Origin of the sequence: Vibrio glycogenivorans (assembly GCF_051660965.1) — a bacterium.
GTDB lineage: Bacteria > Pseudomonadota > Gammaproteobacteria > Enterobacterales > Vibrionaceae > Vibrio.
The window spans coordinates 15,602-41,429 of the sequence record NZ_JBPVIS010000009.1 but is presented as its reverse complement, the minus strand read 5'-3'; the positions used below and the strand labels follow the sequence as shown (position 1 = coordinate 41,429).

General features: G+C 49.5%; 27 protein-coding genes. 12 read left to right on the top strand and 15 right to left on the bottom strand.

Annotated features, from left to right (window positions below; genetic code table 11):
• Nucleotides 1–13: 13 nt before the first annotated feature.
• The 5 genes from crr to cysZ form a co-directional block, all read right to left on the bottom strand.
• Complete coding sequence (crr, locus tag ACSTTG_RS17130) at nucleotides 14–523, bottom strand: PTS glucose transporter subunit IIA (protein WP_438460376.1); 510 nt, start codon at nucleotides 521–523, stop codon at nucleotides 14–16.
• Between the two features lie 111 nt (nucleotides 524–634).
• Entirely contained in the window at nucleotides 635–2,359 is a 1,725-nt protein-coding gene (gene ptsI, locus ACSTTG_RS17125) for a phosphoenolpyruvate-protein phosphotransferase PtsI (protein ID WP_438460377.1), read from the bottom strand.
• A 261-nt stretch (nucleotides 2,360–2,620) separates the two neighbouring features.
• Nucleotides 2,621–2,878, bottom strand: a complete 258-nt coding sequence (locus tag ACSTTG_RS17120; RefSeq protein WP_438460378.1) for an HPr family phosphocarrier protein — start codon at nucleotides 2,876–2,878, stop codon at nucleotides 2,621–2,623.
• 308 nt (nucleotides 2,879–3,186) lie between these two features.
• Complete coding sequence (gene cysK / locus ACSTTG_RS17115) at nucleotides 3,187–4,155, bottom strand: cysteine synthase A (protein ID WP_438460379.1); 969 nt, start codon at nucleotides 4,153–4,155, stop codon at nucleotides 3,187–3,189.
• 180 nt (nucleotides 4,156–4,335) lie between these two features.
• Nucleotides 4,336–5,085 (bottom strand): sulfate transporter CysZ, encoded by a 750-nt coding sequence (cysZ, locus tag ACSTTG_RS17110; RefSeq protein WP_438460380.1) that lies wholly within the window; start codon nucleotides 5,083–5,085, stop codon nucleotides 4,336–4,338.
• Nucleotides 5,086–5,364: 279 nt separating this feature from the next.
• Here cysZ and zipA point away from each other — a divergent pair, with 279 nt between their 5' ends.
• The 4 genes from zipA to ACSTTG_RS17090 all read left to right on the top strand — a co-directional run bounded on the left by zipA (nucleotide 5,365) and on the right by ACSTTG_RS17090 (nucleotide 10,943).
• Nucleotides 5,365–6,390 carry a cell division protein ZipA gene (gene zipA, locus ACSTTG_RS17105; RefSeq protein WP_438460381.1) on the top strand — a complete coding sequence of 342 codons (1,026 nt, stop codon included), beginning with the start codon at nucleotides 5,365–5,367 and terminating at the stop codon, nucleotides 6,388–6,390.
• Between the two features lie 82 nt (nucleotides 6,391–6,472).
• Complete coding sequence (gene ligA / locus ACSTTG_RS17100; protein WP_438460382.1) at nucleotides 6,473–8,482, top strand: NAD-dependent DNA ligase LigA; 2,010 nt, start codon at nucleotides 6,473–6,475, stop codon at nucleotides 8,480–8,482.
• Nucleotides 8,483–8,948: 466 nt separating this feature from the next.
• Nucleotides 8,949–10,031, top strand: a complete 1,083-nt coding sequence (locus ACSTTG_RS17095; protein WP_438460383.1) for a porin — start codon at nucleotides 8,949–8,951, stop codon at nucleotides 10,029–10,031.
• Between the two features lie 123 nt (nucleotides 10,032–10,154).
• Nucleotides 10,155–10,943: a hypothetical protein gene (locus ACSTTG_RS17090; RefSeq protein WP_438460384.1), complete on the top strand. Its 789-nt coding sequence runs from the start codon at nucleotides 10,155–10,157 to the stop codon at nucleotides 10,941–10,943.
• A 48-nt stretch (nucleotides 10,944–10,991) separates the two neighbouring features.
• On the opposite strand, the gene ACSTTG_RS17085 is transcribed toward ACSTTG_RS17090, so the two are convergent.
• The 7 genes from ACSTTG_RS17085 to ACSTTG_RS17055 all read right to left on the bottom strand — a co-directional run bounded on the left by ACSTTG_RS17085 (nucleotide 10,992) and on the right by ACSTTG_RS17055 (nucleotide 16,207).
• Nucleotides 10,992–11,162, bottom strand: a complete 171-nt coding sequence (locus tag ACSTTG_RS17085; RefSeq protein WP_438460385.1) for a hypothetical protein — start codon at nucleotides 11,160–11,162, stop codon at nucleotides 10,992–10,994.
• A gap of 219 nt (nucleotides 11,163–11,381) precedes the next feature.
• Nucleotides 11,382–11,534, bottom strand: coding sequence for a hypothetical protein (locus tag ACSTTG_RS17080; protein ID WP_438475672.1), 153 nt, complete (start codon nucleotides 11,532–11,534; stop codon nucleotides 11,382–11,384).
• A 71-nt stretch (nucleotides 11,535–11,605) separates the two neighbouring features.
• Nucleotides 11,606–12,064 (bottom strand): NfeD family protein, encoded by a 459-nt coding sequence (locus ACSTTG_RS17075; RefSeq protein ID WP_438460387.1) that lies wholly within the window; start codon nucleotides 12,062–12,064, stop codon nucleotides 11,606–11,608.
• Nucleotides 12,065–12,080: 16 nt separating this feature from the next.
• Nucleotides 12,081–13,004, bottom strand: a complete 924-nt coding sequence (locus ACSTTG_RS17070) for an SPFH domain-containing protein (protein WP_438460388.1) — start codon at nucleotides 13,002–13,004, stop codon at nucleotides 12,081–12,083.
• A gap of 259 nt (nucleotides 13,005–13,263) precedes the next feature.
• Nucleotides 13,264–14,118, bottom strand: coding sequence for a tetratricopeptide repeat protein (locus ACSTTG_RS17065; protein WP_438460389.1), 855 nt, complete (start codon nucleotides 14,116–14,118; stop codon nucleotides 13,264–13,266).
• A 303-nt stretch (nucleotides 14,119–14,421) separates the two neighbouring features.
• A complete protein-coding gene (locus ACSTTG_RS17060; protein WP_438460390.1) occupies nucleotides 14,422–15,249 on the bottom strand; it encodes an SDR family oxidoreductase in 828 nt (275 codons plus the stop codon).
• Between the two features lie 43 nt (nucleotides 15,250–15,292).
• Nucleotides 15,293–16,207: a TIGR01777 family oxidoreductase gene (locus ACSTTG_RS17055; protein WP_438475671.1), complete on the bottom strand. Its 915-nt coding sequence runs from the start codon at nucleotides 16,205–16,207 to the stop codon at nucleotides 15,293–15,295.
• A gap of 205 nt (nucleotides 16,208–16,412) precedes the next feature.
• On the opposite strand from ACSTTG_RS17055, the gene ACSTTG_RS17050 reads away from it, so the two are divergent.
• Genes ACSTTG_RS17050 through yfcE form a run of 5 tightly spaced genes read left to right on the top strand, consistent with a single transcriptional unit; the run spans nucleotide 16,413 to nucleotide 19,295 of the window.
• Nucleotides 16,413–17,165, top strand: a complete 753-nt coding sequence (locus tag ACSTTG_RS17050; RefSeq protein WP_438475670.1) for a DUF1538 family protein — start codon at nucleotides 16,413–16,415, stop codon at nucleotides 17,163–17,165.
• A complete protein-coding gene (locus tag ACSTTG_RS17045) occupies nucleotides 17,159–17,938 on the top strand; it encodes a DUF1538 domain-containing protein (RefSeq protein ID WP_438460420.1) in 780 nt (259 codons plus the stop codon). The genes ACSTTG_RS17050 and ACSTTG_RS17045 overlap by 7 nt, the downstream gene beginning before the upstream one ends.
• Complete coding sequence (locus tag ACSTTG_RS17040) at nucleotides 17,935–18,285, top strand: P-II family nitrogen regulator (protein ID WP_438460393.1); 351 nt, start codon at nucleotides 17,935–17,937, stop codon at nucleotides 18,283–18,285. Before ACSTTG_RS17045 ends, ACSTTG_RS17040 begins: the two co-directional genes overlap by 4 nt.
• A complete protein-coding gene (locus ACSTTG_RS17035) occupies nucleotides 18,282–18,689 on the top strand; it encodes a CBS domain-containing protein (RefSeq protein WP_438475669.1) in 408 nt (135 codons plus the stop codon). Before ACSTTG_RS17040 ends, ACSTTG_RS17035 begins: the two co-directional genes overlap by 4 nt.
• A gap of 57 nt (nucleotides 18,690–18,746) precedes the next feature.
• Complete coding sequence (yfcE, locus tag ACSTTG_RS17030; protein WP_438460395.1) at nucleotides 18,747–19,295, top strand: phosphodiesterase; 549 nt, start codon at nucleotides 18,747–18,749, stop codon at nucleotides 19,293–19,295.
• Nucleotides 19,296–19,335: 40 nt separating this feature from the next.
• Here the strand turns inward: yfcE and ACSTTG_RS17025 are convergent, their stop codons facing one another.
• The 3 genes from ACSTTG_RS17025 to ACSTTG_RS17015 are packed head-to-tail and all read right to left on the bottom strand — an operon-like array spanning nucleotide 19,336 to nucleotide 21,525.
• Complete coding sequence (locus ACSTTG_RS17025) at nucleotides 19,336–20,091, bottom strand: sulfite exporter TauE/SafE family protein (RefSeq protein ID WP_438475668.1); 756 nt, start codon at nucleotides 20,089–20,091, stop codon at nucleotides 19,336–19,338.
• Between the two features lie 30 nt (nucleotides 20,092–20,121).
• Nucleotides 20,122–20,637, bottom strand: coding sequence for a regulatory protein ToxS (locus ACSTTG_RS17020; protein WP_438460421.1), 516 nt, complete (start codon nucleotides 20,635–20,637; stop codon nucleotides 20,122–20,124).
• A 12-nt stretch (nucleotides 20,638–20,649) separates the two neighbouring features.
• Nucleotides 20,650–21,525, bottom strand: a complete 876-nt coding sequence (locus ACSTTG_RS17015; protein WP_438460397.1) for a winged helix-turn-helix domain-containing protein — start codon at nucleotides 21,523–21,525, stop codon at nucleotides 20,650–20,652.
• Nucleotides 21,526–21,919: 394 nt separating this feature from the next.
• Between ACSTTG_RS17015 and htpG the strand changes: the two genes are divergently transcribed.
• From htpG to hemH, 3 genes are all read left to right on the top strand, one after another.
• Complete coding sequence (gene htpG / locus ACSTTG_RS17010) at nucleotides 21,920–23,821, top strand: molecular chaperone HtpG (RefSeq protein ID WP_438460398.1); 1,902 nt, start codon at nucleotides 21,920–21,922, stop codon at nucleotides 23,819–23,821.
• Nucleotides 23,822–24,057: 236 nt separating this feature from the next.
• Nucleotides 24,058–24,702, top strand: a complete 645-nt coding sequence (gene adk / locus ACSTTG_RS17005) for an adenylate kinase (protein ID WP_438460399.1) — start codon at nucleotides 24,058–24,060, stop codon at nucleotides 24,700–24,702.
• Between the two features lie 109 nt (nucleotides 24,703–24,811).
• The gene (gene hemH / locus ACSTTG_RS17000; protein WP_438475667.1) at nucleotides 24,812–25,804 is read left to right on the top strand and encodes a ferrochelatase; all 993 of its coding nucleotides are present in this window, start codon (nucleotides 24,812–24,814) and stop codon (nucleotides 25,802–25,804) included.
• Nucleotides 25,805–25,828: the final 24 nt, after the last annotated feature.

Below are 25,828 nucleotides of genomic sequence, written 5' to 3'. Positions count from 1 at the left end.
TGTATCGCAGGGTTTACTTAGTCACGCGTAGAACTGGCGTTTGACCTACTTCAACAGAGCCAGACAGCTTGCTTAGCTCTTTGATCTCGTCCATGTTCGAGATAACGACAGGCGTTAGGGTAGATTTTGCTTTTTCTTCTAGTACCGCTAGATCGAATTCGATGATAGTGTCGCCTGCTTTCACAGCTTGGCCTTCCTCAGCGATGCGAGTGAAGCCTTCGCCTTTCAGCTCAACAGTATCGATACCGAAGTGAACGAAAAGCTCAACACCGTCATCAGACTCGATAGAGAATGCATGGTTAGTTTCAAAGATCTTACCGATCGTACCGTTTACTGGAGCAACCATTTTGTTGCCAGCAGGTTTGATCGCGATGCCATCACCAACGATTTTTTCAGCGAAAACGACATCTGGCACATCTTCGATGTTCACGATCTCGCCAGATAGTGGTGCGATGATCTCGATTGCACCAGCGTCTGCACTGTCATCAGATACTAGCTTTTTAAGTTTATCAAACAGACCCATTGTGTCATGCTCCTAGGTTATTGTTTTATCCTGTTAATTTATACTATACCAATCTCTGATATTAGACGACTTTTTTTGCCGTCCAACATCAGCTTATCTTTGGATAGACAACTATTGGCTATTGTCAGCCATAAACTGCTCAACGCAGGCTTCAATTTCAGCTGCCGTCGGTAGAGAGAGGGCAGTTTCAGCCATTGCTTTAACTTTTTCAAAGCTTGCGTTACGAATAACCTTTTTAACCTTTGGAATTGAGATACCGCTCATAGAAAATTCATCTAGACCCATACCTAGTAGCAGCAGAGTCGCGCGCTCATCACCGGCAAGCTCACCACACATACCGGTCCACTTACCCTCAGCATGAGAGGCATCGATAACCTGCTTGATCACGGTAAGAACAGCCGGTGATAGTGGGTTGTAGAGGTGAGAGATCATCTCGTTACCACGGTCTACCGCCAAGGTGTATTGGGTTAGGTCGTTAGTACCGATAGAGAAGAACGCCACTTCTTTTGCTAGATGGTGTGCAATGGCTGCCGCGGCAGGTGTTTCCACCATCACGCCAATCTCAATCTCTTCATCAAACGCCAGGCCTTCTTCACGCAGCTCAGCTTTGTACTCCTCGATCGCTTGTTTAAGCTCGCGGATCTCCTCAACCGAGATGATCATCGGGAACATGATGCGAAGCTTACCATGTGCTGACGCGCGCAAGATACCACGCAGCTGGTCACGCAAGATTTCACGACGATCTAGGCTGATACGCACCGCACGCCAGCCAAGGAATGGGTTCATCTCTTTTGGCAGGTCCATGTACGGCAGGTCTTTATCACCACCGATGTCCATGGTGCGGATGATCACAGCCTCACCTTCCATCGACTCAGCGACTTCTTTGTACGCTTGGTACTGCTCTTCTTCAGTCGGCAGTGAGTCACGGTCCATAAATAGGAACTCGGTGCGGTATAGGCCAACGCCTTCACCACCGTTACGCAGGACACCTTCACAGTCTTTGACGGTACCAATGTTACCGCACACTTCGACGCGATGGCCGTCTGTGGTCTCTGCAGGTAGGTCTTTCAGTTTGGCCAACTCTTCTTTCTCGGCGGCGAAGGCAGCTTTTACTGCTTTCGCTTCTTCAAGCTCAGCATCAGAAGGGTTAATCACGATCTTGTTGTTCATTGCATCCAAGATCAGCATGTCACCATTGCTCACTTTTGCCGTGATGTCATTGGTGCCAACAATCGCTGGAAGCTCAAGCGAGCGCGCCATGATCGAGGTGTGTGAGGTACGACCGCCGATATCACAAGCGAAACCCAGCACGGCGTTAAGATTGATTTGCGCTGTCTCTGATGGCGTCAAATCGTAAGCGACAAGAATAACTTCCTCATCGATGTCACTCAGTGACACGATGTTGATACCTAGCGCGTTTTTAACGAATCGCGTACCAATGTCACGAATGTCGGTTGCACGCTCTTTAAGGTACTCGTCGTTAAGCGACTCAAGTGCCTTAGCTTGCTCTTCGATAACCGTGTGGATAGCGTTGTCTGCTGAAAGCTTATCGCCCTTGATCAGAGCGAGGATTTCTTCCTCAAGCTCTTCATCTTCAAGCAGCATAATGTGGCCTTCAAAGATCGCTTCTTTCTCTTCGCCGAAGGTTTCTAGCGCTTTTTGTTTGATCAGTTCAAGTTGAGCAGACGACTTGTTACGCGCATCAAAGAAGCGCTGCACTTCTGCATCGACTTGATCGTCTGTAATAGGATTGGTGTTGAGAACTATTTCATCTTCTTGCAGCAGTAGTGCTTTACCGATAGCAATACCCGGAGATGCTAGGATACCTGAAATCATAGCCTTACCTTAAACATGGTGGTAGTAAATGGGAGTGTCACCAACGATACCCAAAATTCAATCAAGCAGGCTGGGAGGCCTTGCCTGGTGTGGTATCGTAAATAGGCGTGTGCGAGTCTGGGGTATTTTGCCCAAGCGCGAACACACCTCAACTATCTTAGGTGTACAGCTAATACTAGAGTTAGTATTAGCGTAACTTAGCCTCTATTTCCAACAAAGCCACTTTGCTTTCACAAAATGGCTTTGGCGGGGAAGAGAGTATTAGTGTAGTTGGTCCATTAGAGCAACTAGGTGGTCAACGGCTTCTGTTGCCTGAGGACCCTCTGCTGAGATAGTCACGACCGTTCCTTTTACAAGACCAAGCGTTTGTAGCTTGAACAGGCTTTTTGCGCTTGCGCTTTTACCATTTGAAGTCACAGTGATGTCAGCCTCGAAAGATTTTGCTTCTTTCACAAATTGCGCCGCTGGGCGAGTGTGTAGGCCGTTTTCTGCAGTGATTTCTACTTGCTTCTCGTACATTGTATATACCCCAATTGATTTATTTTATCTGTTGCTGTCAGCTTGAGCTTTACCGTTTAAAGATAGAGCTTCTTGTCTCACCTCGGACTATTTTTTGTCTCTAAGGTGCGCTGACTTATAGTTTTTATGCTCTAAGCTTACAACCAGATCCGTCAAGTTGCATGCTCAGAGTGTAGATTCTAACTTCGCTTCTTTTTATTTTGAAGCTAAAAATAATACAGGGGTGATACTACCAAAGGCTGAGCGCGGGTCAATAAAAAAGCTCCATTAAGGAGCTTTTTTATTTGAAAAAGTTGATTTAGACACGTTTACTGCTGATTTTCTTTTTCAGTAAACAGGCCTGCAAACAGTGGAGAGCTTAGGTAACGCTCACCTGAGCTCGGTAGTACGGTGACAATCGTCTTACCCTCAAACTCGGGTAGCTCGGCGATGCGATTGGCTGCAACCACGGCTGCGCCAGAAGAGATGCCCGCTAGGATACCTTCTTCTTCCATTAGGCGACGCGCCATCTCGATGGCTTCATCAGAGGTGACGGTTTCAACGCGGTCGACCAGCTCAAGGTCTAGGTTGCCTGGGATAAAGCCAGCGCCAATACCTTGGATTTTGTGTGGTGCAGGTTTGACTTCTTCACCGGCCAATACTTGTGAAATCACAGGTGACTCTGCTGGCTCTACGGCAACAGAGGTGATGGCTTTGCCTTTTTCACCCTTGATGTAGCGGCTTGTACCAGTGATGGTACCGCCGGTACCTACGCCAGAGACCAACACGTCGATTTGACCCTCTGTCGCATCCCATAGCTCAGGACCTGTGGTCTTCTCGTGGATCGCTGGGTTGGCTGGGTTGTCGAACTGCTGAAGCAGTAGGTACTTTTCAGGGTTGCTAGCGACAATCTCTTCAGCTTTAGCGATAGCGCCTTTCATTCCCTTCGGTGCTTCGGTCAGCACTAGGTTAGCGCCCAGTGCTTTGAGTAGCTTACGACGCTCTAAACTCATTGACTCTGGCATTGTCAGGGTCAGTTTATAACCGCGAGCAGCAGCGACAAACGCCAGGGCGATACCTGTGTTACCACTGGTTGGTTCAACTAGCTCTACGTCTTTGGTGAGTGTTCCTGCCTTTTCCGCTTCCCAGATCATGTTTGCGCCGATACGACATTTCACGCTGAAGCTTGGGTTGCGTGCTTCTACTTTAGCAAGAACATTGCCTTTGCTGACCTTGTTAAGGCGAACGAGGGGGGTATTACCAATCGTAAGAGAGTTGTCTTCAAAAATTTTGCTCATGGTCATAGTCCTTTATCAGGTTGAGGGGCAAAGCGTGTCTTTGTCCTCATAACTGTTGTTTAAATGTATGGGTTACACAATAGGGTCACTTGGATATATAGCAGAATATGCGCTAAAACAGCGGCATAGAAGTACGAAAAAGTTATATCTTAGTTGAATGTGATTAGTTGCACAGACCGATCAGCGTGTCACATTGCCCTTAAACTCATGCACCCACATTGAGGTCGCACCACAGATGGCGACGGGCATAATAAATAGATTCAACACCGGGATAGCGGTGAATACGGAAACCAGCGCGCCAAACGTGTAGGCTTTGCCCTGTTTAGATTTAAGTGCTCCACGCATGGCGTTAAATGAAACCTTGTGGTTATCAAAGGGGTAGTCGCAGTATTGAACGGCTAAAATCCAAGCAGAGAAGGCGAACCACAGAATAGGTCCTAGGGTTTGTCCAAGTGCCGGGATCAAGAGAATCAAAAATAGCCCAAGCGCCTTGGGCACAATATAGATCAACTTGCGCCACTCGCGCGCCATGATCCTTGGCACATCCTTAACCATGGCCCAAAGGCCATCTTGGTTGATCGGCTCGCCGATCAAATAGCCCTCCACCTTTTCTGCCAAGAGACCATTGAAGGGAGCGGCGATTATATTGGCTAATGTGCTAAAGAAGTAGGAAAACGTGCCAATGATGGTCACAACCAATAGTGGCCACAGCAGATAGCTCAGCCAGGCCAAGAAATCAGGCAGTTGACCAATCATGGAGTTTATCCACAGCTCAAGATGACTGAACAGATACCACAACGCGCCGCCGACCAGAACGATGTTGGCGATGAGCGGCAGGAGCACAAACTTACGGATACCAGGAGAAAAGGCCAAGCTTAGGCCGTGAAAAAAATATCCCATTCCGGTGGAAGACTTTGAACTTTGGGGCATTTGACCGACTATCCTTGTAATTAAGTTGTTAAATGAGCCAGGGTCAGTATTTAACATTAACCTACTGGTAGCGTCAAACCACGGCAAAAATTAGCCGTGAAACGCCCACAATTACCATTAAAGTGTTCTAATAATAACAAGAACTTTGTTAAAGTAACGGATTAGATAGGGTCTGTGTGGTTGAGAACGCATGCTCACCAAGCAGATAACAAGCCGATTTGGGGATGCCTGGTTGAATAGCTCCCCTAGGCAGGTTGAAAAACTGATAGAGACGATAAAATGCAGGAATTGCGACTGGTATTAATCATCATCGGCGGACTCGCGATTGCCGCCTTGTTGGTTCACGGGTTATGGACAAGCAAACGAGAGGGTAAAGCCAAGTTTGGTGATAAACCCTTTGGTAAGATTGATATGGATTCTGCGGCCGAGCCTCATGGTAGCCATCACGACAGTGACGATGACTACCAAGTGGTCTCAAAATCGTCCTATAGTAAAGATTTTGCTGCCGATATCATGCCTGCGGATCTTGACCCCTTAATTGACAATCCCACTCAGCCTTTCGAGCCTGCTGCATCAGCCCAAGAGCAAGCACAGCCGCTGACAAATGTGGCACCTGATGATGACCCTATCCCATCGTTTAGTGCTATCGATGATGAGGAAATCGAGGCCGTGTCGCAGGTGTCGTTAGCGAACGCAGCGTCGATGACTCAAGAGACTGTGACTCAAGAGGCGGCTTCTCAGGAGACAGTCTCACAAGCAACGGCTTTTCAAGACACCGTAGAATCAGAGGTAGCACCTGTGGTGAACTCTGCGCCTCAACCAAGTGTCGAACAGGTCAAAGAGACCCCAGTGAGTGATGAACAATCTGAGCCTGAAGATGAACTTGAGGTGATTGTACTCAACGTCCACACCGCCAATGATCAGGCGCCGTTTGTTGGCACGAAACTGTTTGACAGTATGCAGCAAAACGGCCTGCTGTATGGTGAGATGGATATTTTCCACCGCCATGCAGACCTCTCCGGGACAGGGAGAGTGCTGTTTAGTGTGGCGAATATGATGCAGCCGGGAACCCTAAAACACGACGACCCGGCGCAGTTTTCCACCAAGGGCATCTCATTTTTTATGACCCTACCGTGTTTTGGGGATGCCGAGCAAAACTTTAAACTGATGCTGAAAACGGCTCAGCAGATCGCCGATGACCTCGGTGGTGAAGTTCAAGATGATAGTCGTAAGCTGATGACGCCGATGCGATTGGATCACTATCGCAAACAGATACAAGCTTTTAAAGCGAGAAAGACTGCCTGACACGCGTCAGCCAGCAGCAACCGCATAACCGAAAGGCTCCGTATGGAGCCTTTCTGCCCGATATAGATGGAAATAGATAGTCATGTCTCAAACCCCTACTCAACGCCTCGCCGAGCTGCGTGAAACACTCCATTACCACGCAGTAAAATACTATGTCGAAGACAGCCCGGAGCTGCCTGATGCCGAATATGATCGCCTGATGCGTGAATTGCTCGATATCGAGGCCGAGCACCCAGAGTTGGTGACGCTAGATTCTCCGAGCCAACGTGTTGGTGGTGCCCCATTGGCGGGCTTTGAATCGGTGGCTCATGAGCTGCCGATGCTATCACTGGACAATGCTTTTGATGATCAAGAGCTAAGTAGTTTTGATAAACGCGCGAATGATCGCTTGATTGGTGAGCGTGTTGAAAGCTATTGCTGCGAGCCCAAACTCGATGGATTGGCCGTCAGCTTGTTGTACGAGGATGGCATTTTGGTCCAGGCAGCCACCCGTGGCGATGGTACGACCGGTGAAAACATTACGGAAAACGTCCGTACCATCAGCGCAATCCCACTCAAACTTCGAGGCAGCAACTGGCCGAGCCGTATTGAGGTGCGTGGTGAGGTGTTTATGCCTAAAGCCGGGTTTGAGCGCCTAAATGCTCAAGCATTGAAAAAAGGTGACAAGGTGTTTGTTAACCCGCGCAACGCCGCGGCCGGCAGCCTGCGTCAACTTGACTCGCGTATCACGGCCACTCGACCGCTGAGCTTTTATGCTTACAGTGTCGGCATTGTTGAGGGTGCGACCCTTTCTTCTAGTCACTATCAGCGCTTTCTGGAGCTCAAAAGCTGGGGACTGCCAATGTGCCCAGAAACCAAGCTTGTTGATAGCCTTGAACAAGTTAAAGCTTACTATCAAGACATTTTGACTAAGCGTGACGATTTGCCGTACGAGATTGACGGCGTGGTGATCAAAGTCGATAGCGTAGCGCAGCAAGAGACTCTGGGTTTTGTCGCAAGGGCGCCCCGCTGGGCTATCGCGTATAAGTTTCCGGCACAAGAAGAGCTCACTAAGCTAAACGATGTAGAGTTTCAGGTCGGCCGTACTGGGGCGATCACGCCGGTGGCTAAGCTTGAGCCCGTGTTTGTCGGTGGTGTCACCGTGAGTAATGCGACGCTGCACAATGCTGACGAGATTGAGCGCCTGGGTGTGATGATTGGTGACTGTGTAGTGATCCGTCGCGCTGGTGATGTGATTCCACAAATTGTCTCTGTGGTCAGCGAGCGCAGACCTGAGGGTGCGAAGGCGATTGAGTTTCCAGCACGATGCCCAGTATGCCAATCCGAGGTCGAGCGCGTCGAGGGTGAGGCAGTGGCCCGCTGCTCAGGCGGTTTGGTTTGCCAAGCGCAACGTAAAGAAGCACTGAAACACTTTGTCTCGCGCAAGGCGCTTGATGTCGATGGCTTGGGTGACAAGGTCATAGAGCAGTTGGTTGACCGAGAAATGGTCGAGACCCCAGCAGATCTGTTTAAGCTTAGTGCTGGGGTGCTGACGGTGCTTGATCGTATGGGCCCCAAATCGGCACAGAACGTGGTCAACGCTCTACAGGCATCTAAGCAAACCACACTGCCACGCTTCCTATACTCATTGGGTATTCGTGAGGTGGGTGAGGCCACGGCAGCAAACTTGGCGCAACACTTCTTGACCCTGGAGGCAATTCAAGCGGCAAGCCATGAGCAACTGCTAGAGGTGAGCGATGTGGGCGCGATTGTGGCCAGCCATATTACGGCTTTCTTCAACCAAGAAAAAAATCAGCTGGTAATTGCTGATCTGATCGAACAGGGGATCCACTGGCCAGAGATCAAGCCGTTGGATGACGAGACGCCACAGCCACTTGCTGGGCTGACCGTGGTACTCACAGGTTCACTGTCTAAACTGACACGCAGTGATGCTAAAGCCGCGCTGCAAGGCCTTGGCGCTAAAGTCACCGGTAGTGTGTCGAAAAAGACCGACATTCTGTTTGTTGGTGAGAATGCTGGCTCTAAATTGGCTAAGGCACAAGAGCTTGGCATTGAGGTGCGTACTGAAGACGACCTCATCAATATGCTCTAAGCCAGCCGATTAAGCCAGCTTGTTTGATGAAAACCCTGCTTTAATAGCAGGGTTTTTTATTGGTGAAAAATAAGTGCGCCATATTTACTATTTTACGTCAATTTGAAAATGACGTGAAAACCTTTCATATGAGATCTGGGTCATTTTATATATAACCTGACTTAGTTTAATGTATTGTTAATTAAGGATTTTATTTCTGAAATGCCATTTTGACGTCAAAAATGAGACCCTAGTCACTGTAGCGCAAAAAGTTCGCCTTGGTTCATATTTTTCGACTTAAAAAATAAGTTTGAATTGATGTTTTTTATCGCAAAGTTAGTCTTAAGACATGGTTACACGTTCAGTGTCCTAAACAAAATTTCTCTTTGACTAGAGGATATTACATCACATTCTCTTTCACTTCGGCGGCCAACTAAAGCGAGAGAGTTTGATAAAAACAGCTATGTCCATTTTTAGGAGTTATTCCATGGAAACAATGTTCAAACGTACACTTATTGGTGCTGCAGTGGCACTCACGTCTACTGGAGCAATGGCGAAACAGGTTGGCGTCAACACCGACTTCAATGTTGAGGTTTATGGTGTAGCGGCGATCTCTATGGTCAATTACAACACCACTGACAACAACGATGCCAGCACTGGCTATGTGGTTGAAAACGAATCGCGGATTGGTTTTCGAGCCCATAAAGAGATGTTTGATAACTTCACAGTCACCATGCAGATCGAGTCCGGGTACGTCGATAGTTGGCAGGGTGGTAGCCTTGGCGCTCGTGATACCTACGTCGGCGCCTCGGGTGATTGGGGCAACGTACGCGTCGGTCGAGTCCTGACCCCTTTGTATGAAATCGTTGACTGGCCATTCTCTAACCCTGGCCTTGGTTCTGTATTTGACTGGGGCGGGATCTCAGCTCATTACGATCGCCAGTCGAACCAAGTCCGCTATGACTCGCCTAACTTTAGTGGCTTCTCCTTTGCCGCCTCTGTTGGACGTGATGCACCGGATGGCGTGAGTGGAGCGGCAACCCGCGATGCGAACTTTGTTGGGGGCAGTGCGCGCTACAGTTTTGAAAGCATCACTTTGATGGCGGGGGTTGAATCAGGTACACGTGTTATTGAAGAGTCAGGCGGTGACTGGAGCATTGGTGACGACGGCGTACCGGATCAGTCGCCAGTTGTTCCTGGATATGAAGAAGACGCCTTTGCTTATATTGTCGGCTTTGAGGCCGCCCTGCCGGCAGGCTTTGGAATAGCGGCAGCCTACAAATACGAAGAGCTTGATAACTATAAGGGCAGTCGCCAGAAGATAGAGCAGAGCTCTTACTCAGTGATCGGTCAGTACTGGAATGGCCCGCTTGGAATCAAAGTGGGTTATGCTGAAAACCTCGATGCAGAACAGGGCGGTAGCAAAGTCGGGATGGACAGCAATACCCTCTCAGGTCAGGTTATGGGTGTGATTAACGGTTTCGTGCCTTACCTGCGAGTTGCGGGGCGCACCGTGGGTGATGCCGATACCGATATCGTGACGCGCGTGGGTATTGAATACGGTTTTTAATCGTATCACGTTGCAGTAAGCAAAACACGCTGACAGCCGTCAGCGTGTTTTGTCATGTTATACAACAGAAGCAACGCTAAGTTTGTCTTTGGTATAGATAGGATGATGCGTGAGGAGTGCAGGATGATAAATAGATTAATGGTTGGGTTATTGCTCATCGGATTGTCGGCATGTTCAACGCTGGACTCTAGCAGCGATTTCAGTCAAGCCATTGAGCAGGTTTTGGATCGAGGTAGTCATTATCAGATCACAGGGCAAGCTTACTCGCCAGATTTCAATACTCTGCGCGGGGCTGATGTGATCAAAGCAACGTTAAGCTTGGAGGCTAATTTCGCCAAGCCACAGCGTCAAGCGCCGAAGAGTGTCATTTTCCTAACGCTCAATTACTTTCGTACCTTCGACACCTATCAAACCGTGACCATTGATGGTCAAACGATGCCGCTGCACACCACACAGCCACCATCGTCGATGTGTAATGAACACTGCACTATCACGCAACACCTCGCTTTTAACCTCGAGCCTGCGGCGCTCGAGCGTGGTCGCCAGCAGGGGCTGAGTTTTACACTCTCTTCTGCGGGTAAATCTGCGGTTAGTGAGTTTTTTATTCCAGCCGGTTACATCGACGCTATTGCTCGTGAGGCGCTCGCCAAAAGCGAAGGCAGCCAAGCCGAAGCTGTCGATTCTCCAGAGCAGGGGCAAGAGGTTACGGCGTTATCAATGACGCAGTACTGGTATCCCAAGGCAAGTCTGGATGAACGGCATCAATTTGAGGGTTGGGCGCTGCGCAATCGTGACGGGGATGTTGAGTCTTTGGGCTTAACCTCAACCGGTGGATCTATGTTGGAGTACTGGTATCAACAAGCGACGCCCAGTGAGCGTAAGCAAATTCTCGCCTGGCTAATCACTCAGTGAGCTTAGCCCAAGTCGCGTAAGCCAAACCTACGCGACTCAGCAAGGCAGTTAAAGTACCTGGCCACCACTGTGCTTGCAGATAACGATGGGAATGTACTTAACTTGGCCGTCGATCTGGCAATCAACCAGTGGCCCGGAGGTGGAGTTTCCGTTGGAGTAGGCGAAGGCTTGTGAGCCGAGTAACAGCGCAAAAAGTACAAGTGTGAGTCGTTTCATCATGTGTTCTCCTTTATCCCTGTATCTCCCGTCGAGATACGCTTGGATAGAGAGAATTTTAGGTCTCTGATCACGTTTCGTGTTAAAAAATAAGCGTCATTCGCTCAAATGGCAGCGATTTGTATCGAATATTAAACAGTTTGCGCGACGTTAACTTTCTTAGCAGGCAAAATAAAGAGCGCCTTGGCGCTCTTTATTGCTATTGGCAGAATCAATCTCAGGTTAGCGTTTTCGGTTCACGCCTTCCTGAATGCAGACTGAGTAAGGGAGCTGCTTGGTTTGTGCGCCGATTTTACACTCGACCAACTCGGTTTTCGCTGAATAAGCGCTTGCAGAAAATGCCACGACCATTAACGCAGTGAATAGCGTCTTCATTGGAACCCCTCCTGATTGAATTGAAGCTGCACACTAAGTGTAAGCAAAAAAAACGAAAGGGATCACAATGTTTAGCGTTTTTCTTCAATGGTTAGGGTTATGCCTTTCATATCGACAACGATGACCACAGTGCCTTTGGTTAGCGGCTTATCACAATAGGCCGACCAAGTGGTATCTCCGAGGCGCAGGCGATTGACGCCAACCTGCGTGTCTTGCTCCAGAGTTAGCACGGTGCCAATCATTTGCTTGTGCTTCTGATTAAGATCGCGTTGGTCGTCGGCGAGCTTGTCATTACTCAACTGTCGCCGCCACCATAACCATGCAGTTACTAATGCAAAGACCGCAAAGGCGACCCATTGCAGTTGCCAACTCATTGGTATAAAGGTCAACAGGATGCCGACTAACATGGCTGACAGCCCAATCCATAGGAAGTACCCCGCTGTGCCGAGCAGTTCAACCGCCAGCAAGAGTAAGCCCAAAGCAAGCCAATGCCAATGATTCATGTTCTCTAGAAGTGTGATCACATCCATTCCTTTAGACTGACACTTAACCGTTATCTGTCTTGCTGTGTTTAAACATCTCAGCAATTCCGGCCACTGAGCCCATCAGGCCAGAAGCCTCAAGTGGCAACATAATGATCTTACCGTTCTCCGCTTGACCGATACTCTTTATCGCCTCAGTGTACCCCTGAGCGACGAAGTAGTTGATCGCCTGGACATCACCTTTGGCTATTGCCTCTGATACCATATGGGTCGCTTTCGCTTCAGCCTCAGCGGCACGCTCACGTGCCTCGGCTTGTAAGATGGCCGCCTGCTTATCACCCTCGGCCTTAAGGATTTCGGCCTGTTTTTGACCCTCAGCCTTGAGGATCTCTGCTTGACGAACCCCCTCTGCCTCAAGGATATCGGCACGCTTATTACGCTCAGCTTTCATCTGTGCGTTCATTGCTGCTGTCAGATCGGCTGGGGGTTGGACGTCTTTTATCTCGATACGAGTGACTTTGACGCCCCATGGATTGGTGGCTTCGTCAACGATGGACAGCAGCTTGGTATTGATCATATCACGCTGGCTGAGCATTTCATCGAGCTCCATCGAGCCTAAAACGGTACGGATGTTGGTCAGCGTCAGGTTGCGAATTGCATGCTCAAGGTCATTGACCTCATAGGCGGCCTGTGGCGCTTGAATTACCTGAACAAAACATACCGCGTCGATGACCACATTGGCATTGTCCTTTGAGATCACCTCTTGGGCTGGAATATCGAGCACACGCTCCATCATATTGATGCGATGACCAACACGATCGATGAATGGGATAATTAAATTAAGACCAGGCTTTAGGGTGTGGGTATAGCGCCCAAAACGCTCAACGGTCCAGTTGTTCCCTTGTGGCACGGTTTTGATCCCGGCAGCAATAAAAATAACCACCACCGCGACAAAGATGGCGATAGTGACCAGAGAATCAACAGGCATAGCAGTACTCCTTTGGCTTTTTAATAGATGAAATGCGGCTGTTCGCTCATTGCCGCCTGTGCAGCAATCAAGCAAGTTATACCAACCATTGCATAACCACGAATATTAGGGAAGAGATAAGGTGATTTATGCGATCTTGACGCAGGTAATATATTCAAGTTACCCCTAGGTGACGTTTCAGCGAGTGTTGCTAGGGTATAGGTCAATAAAAACCGCCACTAACATGGTGGCGGTCGGTGTGGTTTGCGCTGTGGTGCGATCAGTAGAGCATAGAGTACAGCTGACGACGATATTGGCCAGCCACAGGATTGCCTTGCCCAAGGGCAGACAAGATATCCATAAACACTTTTTTCAGTTCACCATCGAGGCTGTTGAGGTCACGCGCAAGGAATTGCCATAGTAGGGAAAGTGCCTCTTCGTCGCGGTTGACTTGATGATACTGGCGAGCGAGATCGCAGGCGATTTGCATGTTATCAGGCTGCTGTTCTAGCGCGTTTTCCAGTGCTTGAATTTCTGGGCTGTCCGCGGCTTGCTTGTGCAGATCAAGCTTGGCCAATAAGCCTTTGTAGTAGTTGTCTTGATACTCCAAAGGGATTTGGCTGAGCAACTGCTCGGCTTGGTCAAACTGCTGAGTCTCAAGTAAGCAGTCTGCCTTAGCCAGTTTCACATCGCCCTTGCTTACGCGTGGCTCGCTAATTTGGTCGAGCAGCGTGAGGGCTTGGGTATGCTGGCCTTGTTCAATCAGCTTGGCTGCCTTTTGTAAGGTTAGTTCGTCTCTGCTTGGCAGGTGCTTAGCCAGCATATTCTCAATTTCTTGGATCGGCTGTGGGCCTCCGAGGCCATCGACGGGTTGGCCGTTGATAAATAGCGCTATCGTTGGCAGAGCCTGAATGCCAAATTGGCCTGCAATGGCTTGCTGTTGCTCGCAGTCAACCAGTGCCAGAGTGAGGGCGCCATCGTATTCTTGGGTCAGAGTTTGAATTGCAGGGATCAGGTCCAGGCTCTCTTGGCTGACTGATGCATAAAAGTGCAACAGCACTGGGGTTTGCATAGAGCCTTCGAGGACTTGGCGGAAGTTTTGCTCTGTGAGCTCGACGATGTAAGGGGATTGCATAGAGAGATCCAAAAATAATGACTAATAATCATTATTTTGGGGAGAGTTAGGCTATTTTCAAGTTAAATTAGTATTGCGAGCAGATAAAAAAACGGTGATTGTCAAATCACCGTTTTTTACCAAAATAATAACACTGTTAAAGTGACTCCTAGCGTCAGCCAGTTGAGCTGATTCAGTGACATAGTCCTTGCCCTTTCGTTGGTTGGTAATAACTTGAGAGCGTAGAATTTAACAACTGAATGTGACGCTTTAATTACAGATGACGAATTTTTCTGCTAGTTGATGAGATTGTTATTTAATCGTCTATGCGGCACGACTGAGAATCGCATCGAGCCAGCGCGTTGGTAGTAAGCGTTTTAGTAGCGCAAACACTTTGGTTGGCGTGGTGATTCGATAGCGATGACGTGGCTTTTGGCTACCTAGCGCGTGCAGAACGGGTTCAATACAAGCACTTGCTGGCAGGACAAACCGATTGCCAGATTGTTCTTTCTCAAGGCGCAGGATCTGACTTTGGTACTCGCGCGCGTGACGACTGTTTTCTGGGCTAATCCAGCACAAAAAGGCCGCGAGCGCATTGGCGCGAAATCGAGTGTCGATCGGTCCTGGCTCAATCAGAGCGACTCGAATATTGGTATCGCTCAGCTCAAGGCGTAGCGTATCAGTGTAGCCCTCGAGAGCAAACTTGGAGGCGTTATATGCCCCGCGGTATTTCATCGCGGCAAACCCGAGCACCGAGCTGTTTTGCACGATCCGCCCGTGGCCATTGCTGTGCATCAGTGGCAGCAGTCGGGTGGTGAGATCATGCCAACCAAATAAGTTGGTACTAAATTGAGCTTTTAATGCGGCAACCGGTAAGTCCTCAATTGCCCCGGGTTGCCCATAGGCGGCATTGTTGAACAGCCCATAAAGCTTGCCTTCGGTGAGGGTGGCGATCTCCTCAGCACAGAGGGCTATCGACTGAGAGTCATCAAGGTCGAGTTGCAGGCAGGTGAATCCCTCGGCTTGCAGCGCCTCAACATCGAGTGTTTTTCGGCAGGTGGCGATCACCTTATAGCCTGCTTGCTTGAGTGGCTTGAGACAGGCACGACCGATGCCAGATGAACACCCAGTAACAACAACCCATTGATTCACAAAGCTCTCCTTGATGCTTGAATACCAAGCAGAGCATGACGGATCAGTTGGCGTGTTGCAATAGATTTCTCAATGCGGGCTCGAGACGTGAATAGCTAAACACAAAGCCAAGCTCGGTCAGCTTTTTGGGTTTCGCGCGCAAGCTATCAAATAAGAGACAGGCACTCTCACCCATGGCAGCCGACAGCGCCCACTTAGGCGTGAACAAGAAGTGCGGGCGCTTTAGGGTTTTAGCGAGTTGGCGACTGAAATGGGTGTTAGGAACAGGATGTGGCGAGGAGAGATTGAATGGTCCGTGAGCATGCTCTGTTTCCAGTAGGAACACAATCGCTCGGATCATGTCGAGCATATGGATCCAAGGCATGTATTGCTCCCCACTGCCGATAGGCCCGCCGAGGCCAAGTTTGTATGGCAGCAGCATCTTTTTCAACGCCCCTCCATTTGGGGCTAAGACTATCCCGGTGCGCAGTAGCACCACGCGCGTATTTTCCGATTGTGCTTTACCGGCAAGCTCTTCCCACTGCCTGCAAACATGGTGGGTAAAGTCGTGTCGGTTAACTTTGAGGCACTCGTCGAAGGGATGCGCCTGCTGATCACCGTAATAGCCTACAGCGCTGCCGCTGATAAAGGTGTGTGGAGGCTCGGTTGAGGCGTGGATCAGGGCCACCAATTGCTCGGTAATGTCCCAGCGACTGCGACAGATGAGCGCCTTTTGCTCCTCTGTCCAGCGTTTATCAGCGATGGGCTCACCGGCAAGGTTAATAATGGCGTCAAACTGATTGAGATCATCAAAATCATCGAGAGTGCTGACGTATTCGATGCTTTTGGCGTTTAGATACGCCAGAGATTGCTTGGCGCGACCGACATCCCTGGTGAGGATCACCAAAGAGTGAGTGCATAACGCTTTAAGCAACTCTTGACCAATAAACCCGGTCCCACCGGTGAGTAGTATTTTCATAATCCCTCCTAGAATGACAAGTATAGCCAAGTAAGCGGTAAGCGCTTCGCGTGTGATGGCTTAAGATTGACCGTTGATTTGAGAAGAAATGCCGATTGCACATAGAGGATGGAATCTTGCTCACACCGAGGCAGGGTTCTGTTTGCCATAGTTGAATCAATAGAGCTTTACCGCCGCGAAACTCACCACTGGATTGGAGTGTACCTTGCGTCCGCTGAAAGAGCTACTGCTGGCCTGTGCGAGCAGTTTCAAAGACTTATTGCCGATTATTCTCGTGGTTGCCTTTTTCCAACTCGTTGTGTTGCAGCGCCCGTTGCCCTACTTGCTCGAGGTGACAGTGGGTTTGGTGCTGGTCGTGCTGGGTTTGACTCTGTTTGTCTTTGGTCTCGAACTTGGTCTGTTTCCTATCGGTGAGTCAATGGCTCAGGCCTTTGCACAAAAGGGCTCGGTTGGCTGGCTATTATTGTTCTCGTTTTGTTTGGGTTTTGGTACCACCGTTGCTGAGCCCGCGCTCACGGCAGTCAGTAATGAGGCTTCGTTAGTCGCAGCAAAAGGGGGCATGATAGAGAATAGCGAGCAGCAACGTAGTAGCTACGCCTTTTGGCTCAAGATAACAGTGGCGATCTCTGTCGGCAGTGCATTGGTGGTGGGCGTGCTTAGGATACTCAAGGGTTGGTCGATTCAGTGGATGATCATTGGCGGTTACGTGCTGGTGGTGGTATTAACCTTTTTTGCCCCACAAGAAATCATTGGCATTGCGTATGACTCAGGTGGCGTAACCACGTCGACGATTACCGTGCCATTGGTGACGGCACTTGGGGTTGGGCTGTCGTCTTCAATCAAAGGCCGCAGCCCGCTGGTGGATGGGTTCGGCCTGATTGCCTTTGCTTCACTGGTGCCGATGATGTTTGTGATGGTGTTTGGCATGTGGGTCAACAGCCAGGGGGCGGTATGGTGACCCTGGTTATGCTCGGCGAAACGTTTGTCTCGACGCTTAGAGATACCCTGCCGATCGTCTCGGTTTTATTTGCCTTTCAATTTTTTGTCTTAAGAAGAGCCGTGCCCAGGTTGACTCGGGTCGTGATTGGCTTCGTATATGTGGTTATTGGTTTAACGCTATTTTTAATGGGGCTCGAGGCTGCACTGTTCCCGCTCGGCGATATGATGGCGATTCAGCTCACCTCGGTGAACTTTCTTGAGCACAGTCGGCTCAGCGCCTTTGGGCCATTGCAATGGTTTGATTACTACTGGGTCTATCTGTTCGCCGCCTCGATTGGGTTCAGTACAACGATTGCAGAGCCATCGTTGATTGCCGTCGCAATTAAAGCCAATCAGGTTTCAGCGGGGGCAATCAGTGTCAATGGTTTGCGTATCGCTGTCGCGATTGGGGTCGCCTGTGGCATTGCGCTTGGGTGCTATCGTATCGTGGTGGGGGATCCCATCCAGTATTACATCATCAGTGGTTATATCGTGGTGGTGATACAAACTCGATTTGCTCCGGCGATGATCGTGCCGCTTGCGTATGACTCCGGTGGCGTGACGACCTCGACAGTGACCGTGCCTTTGGTCGCTGCACTAGGACTTGGACTGGCTTCGACGGTTCCGGGCCGCAGCCCGTTGCTTGATGGTTTTGGCTTAATCGCTTTTGCGAGTTTGTTTCCAATGATTTCGGTTATGGGGTATGCGCAAATGACGCAATGGCTGGCACACAGGGAGAGGGAACAAAGATGAGATTTAAATTGTTATTGGCGTTTGTTGAAGACAGTCGAACTGAGGCAGTACTTGATGCGGCGCGTCAATCTGGCGCAACAGGGGCGACCGTGATCAACAATGCGCGAGGTGAGGGGTTGAGCCAAAGGCGCACCTTCTTTGGGCTGACACTGGAGTCGCAAAAAGATGTGTTGTTGTTTGTCGTCGAGGAGCATTTATCGCGCCACATTCTGGAAAAAATCGCCGAAGTAGGGGAGTTTGATGTCGAATCTGGTCAAGGGATCGCGATTCAGATCGATGTTGAGGATGCCGTTGGGGTCAGTCACCAAGTGGCATCACTGAGTAAAATTGTGGAGGACGAGTTATGAGCAATGGCGTGAAAGCAATACGGGTGAGTGATGTCATGTCAAACAACTATGTGATGATCGACGGCCTGGCGACGGTGCAAGATGGGATCAACCTCGCTCGAGAGCATCGGGTCAAGGCGCTGATTGTGGCGAAACGCAACGCCGGTGATGAGTACGGTATTGTGTTGATGAATGACATTGCAAAAAAAGTCTTGGCGCAAAATCGCTCGCCGGAGCGCACCAACATCTATGAAGTTATGACTAAGCCTGCGCTGTCGGTGTCTTCGACTATGAACGTCAAATACTGCGCGCGTTTGTTTGAGCGTTTTGGTATCAGCCGCGCGCCGGTGATCGATGATCAACAAGTGGTGGGGATGGTGAGCTACAACAATATCGTCATCAACGGGATGGCGACCCAAGCCTAGGGCTTTTGTCAGACAAAAAAATCGGTAGAATAGCGGCAAAGACGATGGAGAACGACAATGAAACTCTTTTTTGCCTCTGATCTACACGGCTCACTGCCCGCGACTGAGACTGCTATTGAACTATTCAACGCCTCGGGGGCGGACACCTTAGTATTGCTTGGTGATGTGCTCAACCATGGACCAAGAAACGCGATCCCTGAAGGTTATAATCCGCCAGCCGTGGCTGAGCTGTTAAACCAGTATGCGACGCAGATCATTGCCGTGCGAGGTAATTGTGACAGTGAGGTCGATCAGATGCTGCTTGCGTTCCCAATGATGTCTGATTACGCATGGCTTATGTTGCCGTCGGGTCAGCGCATGTTCTTAACCCATGGTCATCTGTACAATGCCGAGCAACGCCCTGCTTTGCGAGAGGGGGATATCATCGCCCATGGTCACACGCATATTCCTGTTGCGGAAAAGCAGGGGGAGCAGTTTATTTTCAATCCTGGCTCAGTGACGATTCCACGCAATCAATACCCAGCCAGCTACGGGCTCCTCGATGGTGAACGTCTTGAGGTACTCAGCCTTGAGGGGCAGGTGCTCAAACAGGTCGCTATCGCTTGATGAGTGTCGGTGTTCTGACGAGAGCCGTTCGCGGTACTCGTTAGAACAACAATTTCAATCCAACCAGTAGGGTTAAAATTTCAAAACAGTTCTTGATAAACTGATTGCTCTTTTTGACCGCAATCATTGCGCCTAACCCCCCGCCAATAAACGAAGCGAGCAAAAGGATTGGCAGCCAAGGCCAGTAAATGGGCGCACCGGCTTGAACCACTGCGACCCCGCCCAAACCGTTCCAAAATAGTCCCACACAAATCATGGTCAGCGCCACTGCTTGCTTGTAGCTATAGCCAAACCACTGAACCAAAAACAAGGTCACGAGTAACCCTGAGCCGGCGGTCAGTGAGCCATTGATAACACCGATTCCAGCCAATCCGAGACCACCAACAAGGTAACCCAATGGGTGACGATTCTTTTCTAAGTTACTCTGGCCCAATTGTGGTTTAAAACGTGAGTACACACCAAGTGCAATAATCATGACACCGAGCATCAACTCAGCGACTCTATCGGGGATTTGCACCACCAGATAGGCACCTGCAACCACGCCTAAGCTACCCGCCAAGATGACGTATATCATCGTGATTGTGCTGCAAGTTTTGGCTTTGAGGTGGGTATAAGCGGCGCCTAGGCCCAGTGCAACAGTGGCGACTTTATGGGTGGCTAACGCTTGTGAGAAGGGTAAGCCAAGAAAGATCAGCAAGGGGAACTGTAGCAAGCCCGCGCCACCACCAGACATGGAGGCGAGGGTATTGGCTAGCAGAGAGCCGATAAAAAGTAGCGATGCATCTAACCAATCCATGGTTTTAGCGGTCTCTTATTCTCGCGGTTGTTAATGAGAAAACAACACGGTTGAGCCGTGGTTAAGGCTGGTGAGTAGCAGCGACTTCTCATTGACAATATCAATGCGGCGGCTAGCTTGGGCATTCATCTTAAAGATCTGCTTTAAGATCTCGAGCTGTTGTTCAGTAAAATCGGTCACATTGGGTGTCGTGACGTTTTTGAACTCGGTCGGGGAGATAAGCAGGTAATTATCGCTGATATCCCAAAAACCGGACTCGGTAATATTCATCACCACGACACTATCATCAGAGTGACTGAATAGGCGCACTGTTGCGGCGCGAATATAGCCGCCATTGGGCAGATATTTGACGTTGGCGGTCATTTCCGCGCGGGCGAGAGGCCCATAGCTCTGGAGATCGAAATCCTCAGAAATCAGCGATACGCTGTGTGATTGCCACTCTTTCGAGGTGAGCAACTTTTCGATTTTGTTGTCACCTGACGTCACTAACCAAGCACTGAGGGCTAGTGAGAGTATAAGCAGGAGCGTTGCATGGATCTGTTTCATCATTCTCCGTCCTTATTCGCAGATCTTGGTTAAAGTATTGGGCTCAGAGATCAGTTGTTGAGAGTAGCTTGAGCCAGAGTCTTCAACTGGGTGGATGTAGTTGAGTACCACTAGGTTGTTTTGTCCTCCGGTGGCGATCACCTCGATAGGCGCACTCAGTTGCTGATCACTACGCTTTTCCATATAGCGCGTGACACACTGCTCAATCGATGGCAGCCAGACACTCAAATCTGGGTGGTTGATCGGAGCTAGGACGGGTGTCTCTTGTAGCAGGCTCAGCTGGCGGAACTGCTGCTCTTCAGGTTGAGAGTGAAATAGCGAAAGTACCGGTAAGAGTATGGCGACTGCCAGTGTCACCATCGTCATCCACTTTGAGGCCGGGCGTGTTTGCGGCTTGCTTTCGACAGATGGGCTCTCATCCACCAATGGCTGGCTTGCAGGCACAGGCGCTTCAACTGGGGTTTGAGTCTCTAACGGCGCAGTGTTGAGTTTCGCTTCCAGCGTTTCCACAGCGCTCTCCTCATCTTGAGTTGGCGTGGTGAAGACGGGGGCAGACTCAACGGGACAGATCAATTGATAGCCACGCTTGGGCACAGTTTTGACAAATTGGGGATTCTTGGTCGAGTCATTGAGCATCTTGCGCAGCGTCGAGATAGCTTGGGTCAAACTTGAGTCATCGACCTCAAAGCCTTGCTCGCGCCAGACGAACTCGTGCAGCTCAGCGCGAGTGACGATTTCATTCGGACGCTGGGCCAGCAACAGTAAGATGCGGCTCTCATTACTGCCCAGACGAATCGTCTGTTCATCAACCTGATCAAACAGAGAGTTGTTATTAGGATCGAATAGAAACTTGTCAGCGAGTATATATTTGTCACCGAAATTACTCATAAACGTTTACTACACCTCAGTCGACCGCTGAGCGGCCTAAAAATTATATCGAAGCAGTGGAAATGTTGACCAAAATCTAAAACTCTTCACTGCTCATTGCGCGCGTTGCATTCAAGGGTCACGATGGTAAGAATGTGACATTTTTATGTCAAGTGACGATTTGTTGATGCGTGCTTGGCCCATTGGGGCTTGTGTTGCGGGCGAAAACCTCAAGCTGTATTTAGCTTATTTGAGGATTTTTCGGCGCATAGGATAAACAAAATAGATAAAAAAAACACGCCATTTACAGTTTTTGACCTTGAATTTGCTTAATTGAACCTTATCTACAAAGCATCACATGGTATCTGTCATACAGCAGTACCCCAATCAAACAGTAGGACGTTTTGGAGTCACTATGAGCGAAACCGTTACCAACAACAAAGAAACACGCGGATTTCAATCAGAAGTTAAACAGCTTCTTCATCTAATGATCCACTCTTTGTACTCAAACAAAGAGATCTTTTTGCGTGAATTAATCTCTAATGCTTCGGATGCATCAGACAAACTGCGCTTCCAAGCTTTATCCAACCCAGACCTGTACCAAGGTGATGCTGACTTGGGTGTGAAACTGTCTTTTGATGAGCAAGCGAACACACTGACCATCTCAGATAACGGCATCGGCATGAGTCGTGATGACGTGATTGAGCACCTTGGCACGATTGCCAAATCAGGCACGGCAGAATTTTTCTCTAAGCTCTCTGAAGATCAAAGCAAGGACTCTCAACTGATTGGTCAGTTTGGTGTTGGCTTCTACTCAGCGTTTATTGTTGCTGATGCGGTCACAGTGCGCACGCGCGCAGCAGGTGTTGCAGCGGAAGAGGCGGTTCAGTGGCACTCAGCCGGTGAGGGTGAGTACACAATTGAAACCATCAATAAAGAGCGTCGCGGCACGGACATCGTCCTACACATGCGCGAAGAGGGCAAAGAGTTCCTTAATGAGTGGCGCTTGCGTGAGGTGATCAGCAAGTATTCGGATCATATCGGGATCCCGGTATCGATTCATACTGCGGAGCGTGACGAAGAAGGCAAAGAGACTGGCGAGAAGAAGTGGGAGCAGATCAACAAAGCACAAGCACTGTGGACGCGCAATAAGTCAGACATCTCTGATGAAGAGTACCAAGAATTCTACAAACACGTATCACACGATTTTGCCGATCCATTGGTGTGGAGCCACAACCGCGTGGAAGGCAAGAACGACTATACTAGCCTGCTGTACATCCCGGCAAAAGCGCCTTGGGATATGATGAATCGCGACCATAAATCAGGTCTTAAGCTTTACGTACAGCGCGTGTTCATTATGGACGATGCCGAGCAATTTATGCCGTCTTACCTGCGCTTTGTGCGTGGCTTGATAGACTCGAATGATCTGCCATTGAACGTCTCGCGTGAGATCCTACAAGACAACAAGGTCACCCAATCTCTGCGTAATGCGTGTACCAAGCGCGTGCTGACTATGCTTGAGCGCATGGCGAAGAACGATGAAGAGAAATACCAATCGTTCTGGAAAGAGTTTGGCCTAGTGATGAAAGAAGGCCCAGCTGAGGACATGAGCAACAAAGAGAAGGTTGCCGGTCTGCTGCGCTTTGCATCGACAGAGTCAGACTCGTCTGAGCAAACCGTGGGCCTAGCTGCTTACGTTGAGCGAATGAAGGAAGAGCAGGATAAGATCTACTACCTCACGGCCGACAGTTACGCAGCGGCTAAGAACAGCCCTCACCTAGAGCAGTTTAAGGCTAAAGGCATCGAGGTTATCTTGATGTACGATCGCATTGATGAGTGGCTGATGAACTATCTCACTGAGTTTGATGGCAAGCAGTTCCAGTCAATTACAAAAGCTGGGCTGGATCTGAGCAAATTTGAAGACGAAGCTGAGAAAGAAAAGCAGAAAGAGACGGAACAAGAGTTCCAATCTGTGGTTGAACGTACTAAGGAATACCTTGGTGATCGCGTGAAAGAGGTGCGCACCACCTTTAAGCTGGCTTCTACCCCAGCAGTCGTGGTGACGGATGACTTTGAGATGGGCACGCAGATGGCCAAGTTGCTTGAGGCGGCAGGCCAAGCGGCGCCAGAGGTCAAATACATCTTTGAGATCAATCCAGAGCACGAAATGGTCAAGCGCATGGCGGATGAGTCTGATGAGCTGGCCTTTGGTCGCTGGGTTGAGGTACTGCTGGGTCAGGCGATGCTTGCTGAACGAGGCTCACTTGAAGACCCATCGCAATTCTTGGGCGCGGTGAACACACTGTTGATTAAATAATCAATCGTAAAGCCTGTAATAGTGAGGCACTCGAGGCTAAAGCTCGCGAGTGCCTTATTCTTTCGTCGTAGCTGGGCGAAAACCCCTTTTTTTGTGTTAGACTACGGCACACATTTACGCTGCGGTTAATTTTTAGTCAAGGCGAACATCTACTTATACCGAAACTTATCGTTGCTCGTCGACATCGAGGCAGTGAGCTTCGGTATAAATCGTTTGTAAATACAAGAGGATTCAACATGCGCATCATTCTTCTAGGTGCTCCAGGTGCAGGTAAAGGCACACAGGCTCAATTCATCATGGAGAAGTATGGTATTCCACAGATCTCTACTGGTGACATGCTACGTGCTGCAATCAAAGCAGGTACTGAGCTTGGTAAACAAGCAAAGGCTGTGATCGATGCTGGTCAACTAGTTTCTGATGAAATCATCCTTGGTCTAATCAAAGAGCGCATCGCTCAAGACGATTGTGAAAAAGGTTTCCTACTTGACGGCTTCCCACGCACAATCCCTCAGGCTGATGGCCTTAAAGAGATGGGTGTTGACGTTGATTACGTGATCGAGTTTGACGTTGCTGATGACGTTATCGTTGAGCGTATGGCGGGTCGTCGTGCTCACCTAGCGTCTGGTCGTACTTACCACGTTGTTTACAACCCACCAAAGGTTGAAGGCAAAGACGACATCACAGGTGAAGACCTAGTGGTTCGTGATGACGACAAAGAAGAAACCGTTCGTGCGCGTCTAGGTGTGTACCACGAGCAGACTGCACCTCTTATCGAGTACTACGGTAAAGAAGCGCAAGCGGGCAACACCAAGTACCTAAAATTTGATGGTACGAAGCAAGTTGCTGAGGTAAGCGCAGAGCTAGAAAAAGCACTGTCTTAATCTCTGGTGAGATCTGATATAGTGAAGCGACCTCTTTTAGGTCGCTTTTTTTGTCTCTTTTTCATGGAATTAGCGTATCGAATACTGTTAAAGTCAATCAGGTCGGAATATGATGGAAGCGAAAAAACAGGGTGTTTTACTGGTTAATTTAGGCACGCCGGAGGCGGCAACGCCTAAAGCGGTGAAGGCTTTTCTCAGTGAGTTCTTACACGATCATCGCGTCGTGGATATGACTCGCTGGCTTTGGTGCCCCTTGCTGCATGGGGTGATACTGCCGATTCGTTCTCCCAAGGTGGCTAAGCTGTACCAATCGGTATGGATGGAACAAGGATCGCCTTTGATGGTGTATTCTCAGCGGCAAAAAGCCCTTCTCGAGCAGGCGTTGGGATTGCCGGTTGAACTGGGTATGACCTATGGTACCCCGAGCCTTCTGGCCGGTATTGAGACGTTGCAGCAGCGGGGTGTGGAAGAGTTGCTGGTGTTGCCTTTGTACCCACAGTATTCAGCAACCACCACGGCCGCGGTGAGCGATGGTTTGATCAAAGCCCTAGGTAAGCTAACGCGAGTACCCCAGTACCATCTCGTGACCGATTACTATAGCCACCCGCTGTATATTAAGGCGCTGGCTGAGAGAGTGCGTGAAAGCTGGCAGCACAAAGGGCAGGGCGACTACTTGTTGTGTTCATACCATGGCATCCCACAGCGCTATGCAGACAATGGTGATGTTTATCCACAGCACTGTGTAGAGACCACGCGTTTGCTGGCCCGCGAGCTTGGCGTGTCGGATGAGCAGATTGGCATGTCCTATCAATCTCGTTTTGGTCGCGAGCCATGGCTGCAGCCGTATACCGATGAGACGCTAAAAACACTCGCCCAAAATGGGATTAAAAAACTTGACATTATCACGCCCGCTTTTGCCTCGGACTGCCTAGAAACGCTTGAGGAAATTTCGGTAGAATGTCACGAAATCTTTACCCATTCTGGTGGAGAAAAATTTCAATATATTCCATGCTTAAACGATAGCGAGGCACACATTGCCCTGCTCGCTGATATTGTAAAACGTCAGCTTCCTTGCCTTGCAGGAGAAGCAGTAGCGTCGTAACAACAAGATAAATAAAAAATAAAT

What these genes read in the sequence shown, in the direction of transcription:
- ACSTTG_RS17055 (WP_438475671.1), bottom strand. Translation starts at nt 16,207, where the DNA reads ATGAAAATACTACTCACCGGTGGGACCGGGTTTATTGGTCAAGAGTTG.
- ACSTTG_RS17090 (WP_438460384.1), top strand. Translation starts at nt 10,155, where the DNA reads ATGATAAATAGATTAATGGTTGGGTTATTGCTCATCGGATTGTCGGCA.
- ACSTTG_RS17065 (WP_438460389.1), bottom strand. Translation starts at nt 14,118, where the DNA reads ATGCAATCCCCTTACATCGTCGAGCTCACAGAGCAAAACTTCCGCCAA.
- ACSTTG_RS17025 (WP_438475668.1), bottom strand. Translation starts at nt 20,091, where the DNA reads ATGGATTGGTTAGATGCATCGCTACTTTTTATCGGCTCTCTGCTAGCC.
- ACSTTG_RS17085 (WP_438460385.1), bottom strand. Translation starts at nt 11,162, where the DNA reads ATGATGAAACGACTCACACTTGTACTTTTTGCGCTGTTACTCGGCTCA.
- crr (WP_438460376.1), bottom strand. Translation starts at nt 523, where the DNA reads ATGGGTCTGTTTGATAAACTTAAAAAGCTAGTATCTGATGACAGTGCA.
- ACSTTG_RS17080 (WP_438475672.1), bottom strand. Translation starts at nt 11,534, where the DNA reads ATGAAGACGCTATTCACTGCGTTAATGGTCGTGGCATTTTCTGCAAGC.
- htpG (WP_438460398.1), top strand. Translation starts at nt 21,920, where the DNA reads ATGAGCGAAACCGTTACCAACAACAAAGAAACACGCGGATTTCAATCA.
- ACSTTG_RS17075 (WP_438460387.1), bottom strand. Translation starts at nt 12,064, where the DNA reads ATGGATGTGATCACACTTCTAGAGAACATGAATCATTGGCATTGGCTT.
- ACSTTG_RS17045 (WP_438460420.1), top strand. Translation starts at nt 17,159, where the DNA reads ATGGTGACCCTGGTTATGCTCGGCGAAACGTTTGTCTCGACGCTTAGA.
- yfcE (WP_438460395.1), top strand. Translation starts at nt 18,747, where the DNA reads ATGAAACTCTTTTTTGCCTCTGATCTACACGGCTCACTGCCCGCGACT.
- cysZ (WP_438460380.1), bottom strand. Translation starts at nt 5,085, where the DNA reads ATGCCCCAAAGTTCAAAGTCTTCCACCGGAATGGGATATTTTTTTCAC.
- ACSTTG_RS17035 (WP_438475669.1), top strand. Translation starts at nt 18,282, where the DNA reads ATGAGCAATGGCGTGAAAGCAATACGGGTGAGTGATGTCATGTCAAAC.
- ptsI (WP_438460377.1), bottom strand. Translation starts at nt 2,359, where the DNA reads ATGATTTCAGGTATCCTAGCATCTCCGGGTATTGCTATCGGTAAAGCA.
- cysK (WP_438460379.1), bottom strand. Translation starts at nt 4,155, where the DNA reads ATGAGCAAAATTTTTGAAGACAACTCTCTTACGATTGGTAATACCCCC.
- hemH (WP_438475667.1), top strand. Translation starts at nt 24,812, where the DNA reads ATGATGGAAGCGAAAAAACAGGGTGTTTTACTGGTTAATTTAGGCACG.
- adk (WP_438460399.1), top strand. Translation starts at nt 24,058, where the DNA reads ATGCGCATCATTCTTCTAGGTGCTCCAGGTGCAGGTAAAGGCACACAG.
- ACSTTG_RS17120 (WP_438460378.1), bottom strand. Translation starts at nt 2,878, where the DNA reads ATGTACGAGAAGCAAGTAGAAATCACTGCAGAAAACGGCCTACACACT.
- ACSTTG_RS17020 (WP_438460421.1), bottom strand. Translation starts at nt 20,637, where the DNA reads ATGAAACAGATCCATGCAACGCTCCTGCTTATACTCTCACTAGCCCTC.
- ACSTTG_RS17095 (WP_438460383.1), top strand. Translation starts at nt 8,949, where the DNA reads ATGGAAACAATGTTCAAACGTACACTTATTGGTGCTGCAGTGGCACTC.
- ACSTTG_RS17040 (WP_438460393.1), top strand. Translation starts at nt 17,935, where the DNA reads ATGAGATTTAAATTGTTATTGGCGTTTGTTGAAGACAGTCGAACTGAG.
- ligA (WP_438460382.1), top strand. Translation starts at nt 6,473, where the DNA reads ATGTCTCAAACCCCTACTCAACGCCTCGCCGAGCTGCGTGAAACACTC.
- ACSTTG_RS17015 (WP_438460397.1), bottom strand. Translation starts at nt 21,525, where the DNA reads ATGAGTAATTTCGGTGACAAATATATACTCGCTGACAAGTTTCTATTC.
- ACSTTG_RS17070 (WP_438460388.1), bottom strand. Translation starts at nt 13,004, where the DNA reads ATGCCTGTTGATTCTCTGGTCACTATCGCCATCTTTGTCGCGGTGGTG.
- zipA (WP_438460381.1), top strand. Translation starts at nt 5,365, where the DNA reads ATGCAGGAATTGCGACTGGTATTAATCATCATCGGCGGACTCGCGATT.